Raw genomic sequence first — 12,417 nt, 5'->3', positions numbered from 1 at the left:
AGAAAATGAACAAATTTGATATTGAAAACCTAGACTTATTCTACGGTGAAAACCAAGCACTGAAATCGATCAACCTACCAATTCCAGTTCGCCAAGTAACGGCACTTATCGGCCCGTCAGGTTGTGGTAAATCAACGCTTCTACGTTGTTTGAACCGCATGAACGACCTAATCGAAGGCGTGAAAATCACGGGTAAATTGGCGATGGACGGCGAAGACATTTACGGCAACATTGATGTCGCGGATCTTCGCATCAAGGTTGGCATGGTGTTCCAGAAGCCAAACCCATTCCCGATGAGCATCTACGAAAACGTGGCTTACGGCCTACGTGCTCAAGGTATCAAAGACAAGAAACACATTGACGAAGTGGTAGAGCGTTCACTACGCGGTGCAGCACTTTGGGACGAAGTGAAAGATCGTCTGAAGTCACACGCATTTGGTCTATCGGGTGGTCAGCAACAGCGTCTTTGTATCGCACGTACGATCGCGATGGAGCCGGATGTGATTCTGATGGATGAACCAACGTCGGCACTTGACCCAATTGCGACACATAAAATCGAAGAGTTGATGGAAGAGCTGAAGAAGAACTACACCATCGTTATCGTGACCCACTCAATGCAACAGGCGCGTCGTATCTCTGACCGTACTGCGTTCTTCCTAATGGGTGAACTGGTTGAGCATAACGATACTCAAGTGATCTTCAGTAACCCTCAAGATGACCGTACTCAAGGCTACGTAAATGGTGATTTCGGTTAATTCGCCATATTTACAAGCATAACTAAATAACTATAAGCGATGGTAACTTTGCCCCTCTTTTTGAGGGGCCTTTTTCTTTTCAAGCTGCAGATTTATAACACCAACCTATACCAATAATTCTTGCAAGGAAGCACAAATATCCCCCCTTTTTATAGAACATGTAACTTATGTGAAATACGGTTATAAAAGTGCTGAAGAGCTCTCGAATGTGAAACTAAGTCTGATAATTTTGCGAATGACTTAACAGCTCAAATTTGATTGTATTGATTGCATATGATGGCCTAAGTAGTTTTTATCGAGAATAAAAAAGTAGATTAGGTTGGTAGGGTGAGTTTAAGAAGTTTTACAAGAAAAGTGTCTTCAACGAGGGATCATCGCTTATTAGCGGAGGCGATATTTGATCATTTAGAGAGTTTGTTCTCCCCTCAAGCCTTAGCCATTTTTGAAGATCCTTCAATCAACTCCCGTTATTCTGTGAGTTTCTCTCGCGGGGAGCTTTACCCAATCCAAAGCTATCCTGACAGCTTCTGGGAGTGGGCGAGTCAGTTTGACACTTCTGAAAGCATCATTCCTCTGGCGATCAATACTTGTAACTGGAATCACACCCAAGATTTAGGTGGAGATAGTTACATAATGATGCTCGATAACACGCCTATCAAACGCACCTACCTACTGATTCAATCTGTTCATGCTCGCACGGCACACAATATCTATGAAGAAAGCTATGATGCAATGCAGCTTGCAGCGGCGCGTTGGCAGTGCATTCGCGCCGAGAAAAATGCGTCGCAAGAGATGAGACACAGAGACATTCGTGAAGCGCAATATGTCGATGAAATTAACCAACGTGAGCGCTTTATCGAGAACATGAAGTTAGTTCAGCAAGTTGCTCTCGAGATCTCCAACCCTGATTCCTTAAAAGATTTGTATTACAAAGCCGTCGAAGCGCTACGTCAACGGTTGGGGTTTGATCGCTCCACACTGATGCTTCTAGATATGAAAAAGCGCAGTTTCAGTGGAACATACGGCACGGATGAATCAGGCATCACCATTGATGAGTTCCACACACAATACGATTTACACCAACTGAGCGAAGAGTACATCGCTGCGCTGTCAAGCCTTGAGAACAACCTAGTGATCGTGGAAGATGCGCCGATATACACAGCAGGTAAAGTGGTTGGGCAGGGGTGGAACGCGATGTTGATTCTACGTGATGGCAATGAGCCATTTGGTTGGTTCGCGCTTGATAACTTTATTCATCGCAAGCCGATAACGGCATATCAAAAACAGATGTTGGACTCGTTTGGCTCCCTTTTCTCACAAATTTACATTCGAAAGCGCCAAGAGCAGAACGTGCGTATGTTGCATTCAAGCATGGTTGAGCTATCACGCTGTACAACCGTCAGTGATGTATGTAAATCGGCCGTCACTTTTGCCATCAAAAATCTTGGTATTGATCGGATGGCGGTGTTTTTGACCGATGAAAACTGCTCATACATGCAAGGTACTTGGGGGACTGACATTCAAGGCAATGTGGTGGATGAGTCTTATTTCTTTGGTGAGACACAAGACTTTTCGTTGATCAATTTAGCTCGCGCCGTACCTAGTGAAGTTGCATTTGAGGAATCCGTTCCTATTTATCATGACTGTAATATTGTCGGCTTTGGCTGGGCTGCGATGACGGTTTTGACTTCGAATAGCAGCGGGCCCATCGCTTTTATTGCCGTTGATAACTTATTGACGCGCGCGCCGCTGACTTCTCAGCTACGTGAAGTGATTCGTATGTTCGCTTCCAGTCTAGCGGAGGTTTTGCAGCGCACTCAAGCGCAAGAGGCGATTCGCGGATTAAACGAAAACCTGGAGTTAGAAGTACAGAACCGAACCAAAGAGTTGGAAGAAGCCAACCGACAGCTTGAGGTACTTTCTAAACTTGACCCTCTGACACGTCTTGGCAATCGCCGTATGTTAGAACATGTGATGCAGAAATATTGCGCGCTAGAGTGTGAGGAAGCGATGTCCTTTGGTCTTATCCTGATTGATATTGATCACTTTGGGTTATTTAACAATCACTATGGCCATCTCGAAGGGGATATCGTACTAATGCGCGTGGGTCATATCTTGGATCATCATACCAAAGGTGAAGACGAGGTTTTCTGTCGCATTGGTGGAGAAGAGTTTGTGTTACTAATGATCGGCTCTGATCAAGAGGCGGTAAAGCAGAGAGCGGAACGTATTCGTCAATGCATTGAAGATGAAGGCATCAAACACCAACACAACCCAGAAGGTGAGTTGCTCACTGTGTCAGTCGGTTATTCTTGTTACAAAACGAAAGGTAAAGACTTTAATTTCGACCATCTTTACCAGTTGTCGGATAAGGCACTCTATCAAGCGAAGAGTCATGGTCGAAATTGCGTAAGGCGATATGAGTTAGAGCATCAAGCTTTTGTTGAATAAGTGATGCTCATAACATCAAAGTTACTGAGACAGTTTGGTTGATTTTTAGATAAAACTGCTAAAGTGAGTTTGGTCGCACAAGAAAAATGGCAGCTCTCGTGAGCTGCCATTTTGCTTTATAGTTTTTCTAGCTGGTGGTCGGTTTTCGTTACGTTTGCTTTGCTAAGGTTTTGAATTTTTGCCAGTAGCGAGTCTGGATGCCAAGATTGTTGATTGGCACTAAAACGCGCTTGGTTCATGGCGTCAAGTTCTTGTTTTACGGCTTGCGCATCACCAGGGCTTAACCTGTCTCGGTGAGTGTTTAGATACTCGTTTACTGAGCGTTCAATTTTAGCAGCGTCCCCTTCATTGATGACTTTTTTCAACGCATCAACGCAAAGAGGTTGCTCGGTATTCGAAACCGTTTTACTCGCCGTCATAGGACGCTTCTTCCATGCCCAAATCGCGATTCCTAACGTCGCCACCCAAAGTCCAGCGAAAACAAAGGTCAGGGTTTGCCAGAGACTGCTCACTCCACCGTTTGGTTCGGGACTGATGGCTGACTCAGGTGGTGTTGGCAGAGGCGATTCCGGCAATGTGATAAGCCCGGTGTCACTTTGCTCTATTTCTAATTGTAGCTCTGGTAACGTCGCTTTTTTCGCTTCATCATTTTGGCTGTCCCACCAGTTCAAATGGTATCCCGGCAAGGTATATGACCCAGCCTCAGTGGGGATAATGACTTGCTTCACTGTCATGATAACGGTGCCATCTCTCGCGCTGTCGAATTGAGGCTGTTCTGGGTAGACCCGTAGTGAACTTGGATAATCAATACTTACTCGTGGAAGGTATTCGGCTTGTGTTCCGCGAGCTTTAATTTGAATGGTTCGAGTGAGTGAAGAGCCCTGTTTGACAGTGTTGAGCGCATTAACCGACAGTGGATTACCTTGATCGTCTTGCCAGCTCTGCGTCATTTCTAACGCTGAAGCTGGAAGCCATTCCCCTTCAAATTCACTTGGGATTGATTTTACCTCGATAGGCATTTGCTCAGCTTTGGTGTTGATTGGCATGATCTTGGTAGAGCCCGTCAAGCTGTCGCCATAAATGTAAGAGCCTGTCAGTCTAGGACCTATCAAGGTGTAAGTACCCGGCTGATTCGCCGTTAAGCGAAACGACTGTTCAATGACCGCTACTTCTAATCCATTTAAGATCTTTTGTCCTTGCTGTAAGCCACCAATAGCTTCAAGCTTCATGCCTTCAATCTGTGGAGGCACAATTTGTGGGTTATCAAGACGGCGGGTATCTGCTTTGATCAAAAGCTGCATACGTAATGTCGCAGATTGCTGAGGGTACAGCGTGCTGTTGTCGACACTGATATTAAAGCTAAATAGGTCATCGAGATTGGGTTCAGCTTGGCTTGCGGTGACGCGAAGCTTTATTGGCTCCGTTCTCATACCATCTGCGGAAAAACTCGGAATAGTCAGAACACCTTCTTTCATCGGCGCAATCGAGATACTCCACTCAGTACGTACAGATTTTCTTCCGTTAATGTTATTGCTGGAGCGCCCATAACGAGGTTGACCCAAGAAAAAGTCGTTCTCAAGTACATTAAAGTCAATTGCATCTGAGCTGAGCTCAGTATCTGCCATGATTCTGAGGTTGATCACTTCATTCTTAGCAACTTGTGTTTTATTGACGCTTGCTTGAAGCGTCTGTGCCATCACCGAGAAGCTGGATAATAGGCTGGCCACAAGAATAAAGATCAGTTGTACGCCTTTGTTCATCACGGGCTTACCACTCCTTTTGAGATTGTTGTGGAGGTTGTTTTTGTTGAGCTTGAAGCTGCATTTGTGCACGAATCAAAAAGCTTGGATCGCGAGCGCTTTCGACTGCTTCTAGACGACGGAATTCAGGATCATCCCGATGCGTGTTTTTTGGCTGCACTTGAGCCTGCATTGGTTCACCTTGTTCCTGAGCCTGCTTTTCACCTCGTTTCGGTCGATGTTGCTCTGTTTTTTGCTTTTCTGTTTTATTTTCAGATTCTTGCTGATTTTGTGACTGTTGTCCTTGCTCTTCCTTCTCACCGTTTTGAGACTTTTGTTGCTGTTGCTGTTGCTGTTGCTGTTGCTGTTGCTGTTGCTGTTGCTGTTGCTGTTGCTGTTGCTGTTGCTGTTGCTGTTGCTGTTGCTGTTGCTGTTGCTGTTGCTGTTGCTGTTGCTGTTGCTGTTGCTGTTGCTGTTGCTGTTGCTGTTCCACAACCGACAAGTTTTTCTTTGCAGCTTCAAAGTTGGGCGTTTCTTCAAGCAGTTTTTTATAAAGCTCTGCTGCTTCTTCTAATTGACCATTTTGCGCCAGAGAGTTGGCAAGGTTATAGCGGCCGTTAGGAGAGGAGTCATGAGAAAATGCTTCGATAGCGGCTTCGTAGTCACCTTTTTGGTAACTGGCGGCTCCTTTCCAGCTTGGGTTTGTAAATAGGTTTTGCGCCTGTTCATACTCACCTTGCTTGTAGAGTTCCGCTCCTCGTTGGTCGGCATTTAAGAACGGATTTGCTTCGGCGTGTTGTGTCCAAGTCATCGGTATTATTGTTGCCACAAACATCCAAATCAGGCCGCGTCGGAACAGTAAAGCTGCAGGCAGAAGTAACAGCGGCAGCAACCAAAAGCCACCGTTTAAGCGAGAGTCAGTGCTCACTTCTTCACTCTTCTTGGCCGAAAGTTGACTGCCAACGTTGCTCGTAAAGGCCGAAATGTTCTCAACATCGCGATTGGTGTGCTGAATAGGAACAAAAATTCCACCTGTTTTCTTTGCTAGTATTTGTAAATTCTTCAGATTTGTTTTCGCTACGACAGTTGTGCCTTGTGCAGTCTTTAAAAGAGAACCATCGGGTAGGGCAATGGGAGCACCATTAGCGGTTCCTACTGCAAGAACAGAGATCCGAATGTTTTTACCTTCGACTAAATTCAACGCGCGAGACAGTTCTGACTCATCAAGGTCATCAGCTAACACGATGATGTCGCCTTGTTGCACCCCTGCTTGAGAGAACTGGTTGAGCGCTAATTCAATTGCGGAAGGCAGGTTTGCCCCTTGAAAAGGCATTAGCTCTGGTGACAAATTCTCGATAATGCCGGCAAGCGTACTGGAATCAGTCGTCAGTGGACTTAAGTTATAGGCATCGCCAGCGTAAGCAATAAGACCCGTAGCCCCTTCTTTCCATTTAGGAAGTAAGTCCAGCGCCTTATAACGTGTTTGCGCGAGTCGATTAGGCTTGATGTCCGTAGCGAACATCGAGCGAGACATATCAAGCACTAAAATGCGGTTTTGGTTTAACTCAAAGCTTGGGCGAGCGTTGGATTGCCAGCTTGGTCCCGCTAGCGCAATACAGGCAATCGCCCAAGCTACGCCCCAGAGAATAAAATAGTGTTTGGACTGCGTGTTTTGTCCGAGCACTTTAGCTAGGTGAGGGGCAATCAGTGTCGATTTTTTTGCTCTAAGTTTGTGATTGAGCAAGAGCGCAATAGGGATTGCGATAAGCCCCAAAAGCCAATAAGGGTTAAGGAAAATAAACTCAGCCATGTTTTCTCCTCAGTAGGAATAACAATACCGACAGTACGAATGCAGCGCTTAATGGGTATGGGAACCATTCTGACTGCGGACGCCAAGTTTGCGTGTCGCTTGACACGGGCTCGAGCTGGTTGATCGTGTCGTAGATCTTTTCGAGCTGTTCAGTATCTCGCGCCCGAAAATATTGTCCACCAGTCATCTCTGCCACTTTAGTTAGTGTTTGCTCATCCAAGTCGGCTGCGGTGTTAACCTTGCGAGTCATGAAAAACTCTTTCACCATCATTTCACCAGCACCTACGCCTACGGTGTAAATGGTCGCATTGTATTTTTTTGCGATTTCCGCTGCTTCGAGCGGTTCGAGCACACCGGCAGTATTGCTGCCGTCACTAAGCAAAATCATGACTCGTTGCGGAGCATCACTGTCTACAAAAGTTTTCGTGCCTAGACCAATACCATCACCAATGGCGGTTCGTTGACCAACCAAGCCGATGACGGTTTGATTAATCTGCTGCATGACGGTTTTACGGTCTGCAGTGAGTGGCGTTTGCAAATACGCGTGATCGCCAAACAAAACAACCCCGAGACGGTCACCTTTTCTTTTTGCCACGAAATCCGATAGAACTTTTTTGACAGCGGTGAGGCGGTCAATGTATTCGCCGTTGAGCTCCATGTCTTCTTGCTGCATCGAGCCAGATAGGTCGACGACTAACATCAAGTCCCGGTATTTGGGTTGGAACTCAACTGGATCACCAAACCAAACTGGACGCGCACAAGCAATGATAAGAAGAACCCAGATCGCCACTGATAGTGATTTTTGCAGGGCTTGCTTAGGCTTGCTGCCATTCTCATTAGCTGGTAAGTACGCCAATTTGATCTCGGCTTGTTGAGATTCTTGTGGCAGGAGCTTGTATACCAGCCAGGGGACAGGCAGCAAAAATAGTGCCCACCACCAGACAAATTCAATGTTTAGCCATTGGGCAAGATCGGTTATGAGTGTTTGCTCAGTCACGGTTATTTGCCTTTTTCTTTGGTGGCAAAGCGTGAGTTATCCAAAAGACACAATCATCGACCAAGCTTTGATGATTTTCTTGAGAGGATTTCTGATACAGCGCTTCTTGCCACTGATGTTGTTTGTCTACGAATCGAGTTTCTTTGGTATGGCTATCGAGAAACTCATACCAAGCGATTCCAGTTAATGGCGCGATTTCTTCACGCGGAAAGTAACTCAATGCCGCCTGACGCAATATTTCTAGAGCAGAGGAAGGGGTATGAGGTGTGACAGATTGAGTTAAAAGTTTTAAGGCTGCCTTTTGCGCGCGTAGGCGTTTTTTACGCCATTTCGTATAAAGATAAATGCTGAAAACGAAAAGTACGGTGGCCGCAAGCACTGCCCACCATCCCCAAGCGAGCGGAAACCAATCCGGAGCGTTTGGTAAAATCAGAGGTTCAAGGTCTAGGCTTTGGTTGTTTGTTGTCATTATTATTACTGCTTAATAAATGCTGCTTGTACTGTTTGTTAGCTTAATTGTGAAATCAAGGGCCAACCACTTGATAGCGTGTTAAATGGAATCGCCATCGAATGGCATTGCTGTTTAATGGTTTCTTGGTGTTGAGTAAAGTGTGTTTCGAGTTCCTTTCTTTGGCCCTTGGAGCCAAAGTTGAACCATTGACTACGTTGTCCATCTGAGGCTTTTACTTGACCTCTAAAGTTTGTTTCACCTCTTTCTAAAGGGTCATAAAACTGTATAGCCCTCACACTGTTGTGCTGTTTTAGTCGACGTAACTGCGTCAACTCTGCTGCGCTTATGTGGGCAAAGTCGCTGAGCATAATCAGTTCGCTGCCCTTAGGTGTCAGTGTATGAAGTGTTTCTAACACCTGAGTATACGGCAGTGTACGAGCCTCGTTGTTGGCAGTACGAGCCACCTGCGCGTTATGTGTATCGACGATAGCATTAAGAATCCGCAACCCCTGTTTTTGTAGAGAGGAAGGGCGAAACTCAAAACATTGATGTCCATCGTCAATCACCGCACCGATGCGATCCTTTTTAGCCAAAGTGAGCCAAATCAACACGCTGGCAAAGTGAGCCAATTGAACCGACTTAAGCATATACTTAGACCCAAAATGCAGGCTAGAACTCAGGTCAAGGTAAAGAATCACAGCTTGCTCTTTGTCTTCTGCAAATAACTTTGTGTGCGCTTTCCCTGTACGAGCAGTTACCCGCCAATCAATACTGCGGATATCATCGCCAGGTTGGTATTGGCGTACTTCCATAAAATCCATGCCTCGCCCTTTTTGGCGGCTGGTATGGTTACCGCTCATTTGCGACCAGATACTTTGTGCTGGTGGCAACCAACGTACAGATTGAGTGCGGTATTGCAGCAGCTCTTCAAGGGTTAATGTCACCCCATTCGCATGAGGTGGCAATGGATGCGTTGTGGACATATCACTCCCTCGTCTTATGCACTGCCAACGAGGTTTAGCAGCTTATCAATGACTTGGTTTGCCGTAATGCCTTCCGCTTGAGCGTGGTAACTCAGTAATAAACGGTGGCGCAAAACCGGATAAGCCATGGTTTGAACATCTTCTGGGGACACAAAATCACGACCTGCAAGCCAAGCGTGCGCACGGGCACAACGATCCAGAGCGATGGTGGCACGTGGACTAACGCCCATTGACAACCACTTATCCAGCTCAGTGTCATATTCGCTGGCTCGACGTGTTGCCATAACTAAACGGACGATGTACTGCTCTATCGTTTCCGCCATATGAATATCCAACACTTCTTTACGCGCAGTGAAGATATCTTGTTGGCTTAACATTGGGCGCTCGACGGTAGTTTCGCCTTTTGCTTCACCGCGGTTAATACGCAAGATAGATAGCTCATGTTCCGCATCTGGGTATTCCACTTCTAAATGTAATAAAAAGCGATCTAGCTGTGCTTCAGGTAGTGGATAAGTCCCTTCTTGTTCAATCGGGTTTTGAGTCGCCATGACCAAAAACAACTCTGGCAACGGGTAAGTAAGGCGACCTGCTGTGACTTGTTTCTCTGCCATTGCTTCAAGCATCGCCGCTTGTACTTTGGCCGGTGCACGGTTTATCTCATCCGCAAGGATAAGAGAATTGAAGATAGGACCAGATTGGAAAGTGAACTCTCCGGTTTCGGGGCGGAAGATATCGGTGCCGGTTAAATCGGCTGGCAGCAAGTCAGGGGTAAACTGAATTCGGTGGAAGTCGCCTTCAACACAATCTGAGAGTGATTTTACTGCACGGGTTTTTGCCAGCCCAGGAGGGCCCTCAACCAAAATATGTCCATCTGCCAAAAGGGCAACAAGCAGTTGTTTGACTAGATCTTGCTGACCAATGATCTGCGACTCTAGGTATTGCTGAAGAGTTTCGAAGTTAGATTTATGCATGCTTTGGACTCTCGATATCCATTTGATTTTTGTGTTGAGTATTGGTCATTTTCCAGATGGAAAAAGTTCCAATGCGCTTTCGCAATTTATCTTTTCAATATTGGGACGCTGCAGAGAATTGCAAGTACTTGCTATCACTGAAAGTTCTTATCTGACAGAGCGTTACATTTATTTTTCATAATATAGTGAGAAATGCCTCTAGTTTTGTATATGTGAGCCGATAAAGTTTCTGTGATGTGCGTGTCATGAGATATGCACCAGATTCCCCTTATGGGGCCAATAACAAGTGATTCTTTTAAAAGGTCCGAATATGTTGAAACTTCATTCCTTGAGCATCAAACAGAAGGTTGTACTTGGTATTACGTTTGCTGTTTTAGCATCAACAATTATCGTTGGTGTTATGGCTCAGCGTCATGCAAGAGATGTGTTGAGCCACCGTCTTATTGATATCGAACTACCTGCGATGCTGCAGCAAATCAATACAGAAATTGACCGCGAAGTTGTAGAGATGCAACAAGCCGCAAAACAGCTCGCAACAAACGAGTTTATTGTCGAAGCCCTATCTAATACAGACCGCGACCCGTCGGTAGAAGTTCAGTTAGTTCAGCAGCTCAATAACGTTAAATCCCAGTACGGACTTAATGATGCGTCGGTAGCCAATCGTCAAACGGCATATTACTGGAATCAAAACGGGTTCTTGCGTCAGCTTAATCGAACTCAAGATGCTTGGTTCTTTGGCTTTACGTCTTCTGGTCAAGAAACGTCAGTGAGCGTTTTCCAAGAGGCAAACGGCGAAGTAAAAATGTTTGCCAACTACCAAGACTTAAATGGTACATCAATGTCAGGTCTTTCAAAGTCGATGGACGACATGGTTGCGCTGCTCAATGGGTTTAAAATTGAAGATACGGGTTATGTGTTCCTCACTAACGAACAGGGTGAGATTCAAATACATCGTCAACAAGGTAAAAACCAAACTTCTATCACCAAGCTATTTGGTAGTGATGCGAGTGCACTGCTGAATAAAAACAGCTTCAATTTGATTAATGTGGACTTTGAAGGGCAGGACACGTTTGTTTCCAGTTTGTATGTTCCTTCAATGAATTGGTTTGTCATTGGTGTAGTTCCTGTCGATGAAGTCTTCGCGGACCTAAATGCTACTGCGCAAAAAATGCTGTTTACGACCATCATTGTCGCCGTTGTATTCATTCTGATGGGCGTATGGTTGGCAAATAGTATTACTAAACCAATTCGACTGATTGCCGATCGTTTTACTGACCTTGGGCAAGGTGAAGGCGACTTGGCGCAGCGCATTGAAATTCAGGGTAATGATGAAATTGCTCAGCTTTCAAAAGGCTTCAACGGATTTATTGAGAAGATCCACGCCACAATGAAAGAAGTTGCTTTAACTAGCGGCTCATTAAGTCAAGCGGCAGAAAGTGTATCGACGAAAGCAACATCCACACATGACAACAGCCAAGAGCAACGTGATCAAACCATTCAAGTTGTTGCGGCGATTAACCAGATGGGTGCGACCATCAGCGAAATTGCATCGAACGCGGCTACTGCTGCCGATACGGCAAATCAGGCTTCTGACAATACTCAAACGGGTCGTGAAGTGGTTATGAAAGCCAAAGAGGTGATTAGCCGCCTAGCTGATGACGTAGAAACGACCAATATTGTCGTCACGCAGCTGGCATCGACAACTAAAGATATTGGCTCGATTCTGGGCGTAATTCGTGACATATCAGAACAAACCAACTTGCTCGCGTTGAATGCCGCGATTGAGGCTGCACGTGCTGGAGAGCAAGGTCGTGGTTTTGCGGTGGTTGCTGACGAGGTAAGAAACCTAGCGTCACGCACGGCTGATTCAACAGAAGAGATCCAACGGATGATCAACCAACTTCAAAGTGACGCACAAGATGCGGTAAGTGCGATGGAAGCGGGTAAAGCGGTCACTATTGAAGGGGTCGCTTCAACCGATGAAGCAGTGGAAGTGTTAGTCAATATTTCTGAGCGAATTACAGACATCTCTGATCGTAATACGCAAGTTGCGACGGCGACGGAAGAGCAATCCACTGTGGTGCATACCATTAACCAAAACATTGAAGAAATCAACGCGATCAATGAAATGACAACGGCAACGGCAGAAGAGCTGGCGGATGCAAGTCGTGATCTTCAAGCGCTCTCTTCACGTCTGGACAAGATGGTTGGTAGCTTCAAGCTATAGAGTTGGATAGAATAGCCGAAGTTTAAAAGTTCA

At 45.8% G+C, this 12,417-nt stretch carries 9 protein-coding genes; 3 read left to right on the top strand and 6 right to left on the bottom strand.

Going from position 1 to position 12,417, the window contains the following annotated elements:
* The first annotated feature begins 5 nt into the window (after positions 1–5).
* A complete protein-coding gene (gene pstB, locus FR741_RS21960) occupies positions 6–755 on the top strand; it encodes a phosphate ABC transporter ATP-binding protein PstB (protein WP_005397884.1) in 750 nt (249 codons plus the stop codon).
* Positions 756–1,082: 327 nt separating this feature from the next.
* A complete protein-coding gene (locus FR741_RS21955) occupies positions 1,083–3,206 on the top strand; it encodes a sensor domain-containing diguanylate cyclase (RefSeq protein WP_167427714.1) in 2,124 nt (707 codons plus the stop codon).
* A 116-nt stretch (positions 3,207–3,322) separates the two neighbouring features.
* Here FR741_RS21955 and FR741_RS21950 read toward each other — a convergent pair whose 3' ends face one another.
* The 6 genes from FR741_RS21950 to FR741_RS21925 are packed head-to-tail and all read right to left on the bottom strand — an operon-like array spanning position 3,323 to position 10,157.
* Entirely contained in the window at positions 3,323–4,969 is a 1,647-nt protein-coding gene (locus FR741_RS21950; protein WP_167427713.1) for a BatD family protein, read from the bottom strand.
* Between the two features lie 4 nt (positions 4,970–4,973).
* Entirely contained in the window at positions 4,974–6,755 is a 1,782-nt protein-coding gene (locus tag FR741_RS21945) for a VWA domain-containing protein (RefSeq protein ID WP_167427712.1), read from the bottom strand.
* Positions 6,748–7,752, bottom strand: coding sequence for a vWA domain-containing protein (locus FR741_RS21940; protein ID WP_167427711.1), 1,005 nt, complete (start codon positions 7,750–7,752; stop codon positions 6,748–6,750). Before FR741_RS21940 ends, FR741_RS21945 begins: the two co-directional genes overlap by 8 nt.
* Entirely contained in the window at positions 7,745–8,221 is a 477-nt protein-coding gene (locus FR741_RS21935; protein WP_047008481.1) for a DUF4381 domain-containing protein, read from the bottom strand. Before FR741_RS21935 ends, FR741_RS21940 begins: the two co-directional genes overlap by 8 nt.
* A gap of 38 nt (positions 8,222–8,259) precedes the next feature.
* The gene (locus tag FR741_RS21930; RefSeq protein WP_053808320.1) at positions 8,260–9,186 is read right to left on the bottom strand and encodes a DUF58 domain-containing protein; all 927 of its coding nucleotides are present in this window, start codon (positions 9,184–9,186) and stop codon (positions 8,260–8,262) included.
* Between the two features lie 14 nt (positions 9,187–9,200).
* Positions 9,201–10,157 (bottom strand): AAA family ATPase, encoded by a 957-nt coding sequence (locus tag FR741_RS21925; RefSeq protein ID WP_167427710.1) that lies wholly within the window; start codon positions 10,155–10,157, stop codon positions 9,201–9,203.
* Between the two features lie 310 nt (positions 10,158–10,467).
* Between FR741_RS21925 and FR741_RS21920 the strand changes: the two genes are divergently transcribed.
* Positions 10,468–12,384, top strand: a complete 1,917-nt coding sequence (locus tag FR741_RS21920; protein ID WP_005392399.1) for a methyl-accepting chemotaxis protein — start codon at positions 10,468–10,470, stop codon at positions 12,382–12,384.
* Positions 12,385–12,417 lie beyond the last annotated feature (33 nt).

It is taken from the genome of Vibrio diabolicus, assembly GCF_011801455.1.
Classification (GTDB): Bacteria; Pseudomonadota; Gammaproteobacteria; order Enterobacterales; family Vibrionaceae; genus Vibrio; species Vibrio diabolicus.
This window is presented reverse-complemented; position numbering and strand designations above follow the sequence as displayed.

Excerpts from the sequence above, each read along its gene's own strand:
- FR741_RS21935 (WP_047008481.1), bottom strand. The coding sequence starts at position 8,221 with ATGACAACAAACAACCAAAGCCTAGACCTTGAACCTCTGATTTTACCA.
- FR741_RS21945 (WP_167427712.1), bottom strand. The coding sequence starts at position 6,755 with ATGGCTGAGTTTATTTTCCTTAACCCTTATTGGCTTTTGGGGCTTATC.
- pstB (WP_005397884.1), top strand. The coding sequence starts at position 6 with ATGAACAAATTTGATATTGAAAACCTAGACTTATTCTACGGTGAAAAC.
- FR741_RS21925 (WP_167427710.1), bottom strand. The coding sequence starts at position 10,157 with ATGCATAAATCTAACTTCGAAACTCTTCAGCAATACCTAGAGTCGCAG.
- FR741_RS21930 (WP_053808320.1), bottom strand. The coding sequence starts at position 9,186 with ATGTCCACAACGCATCCATTGCCACCTCATGCGAATGGGGTGACATTA.
- FR741_RS21920 (WP_005392399.1), top strand. The coding sequence starts at position 10,468 with ATGTTGAAACTTCATTCCTTGAGCATCAAACAGAAGGTTGTACTTGGT.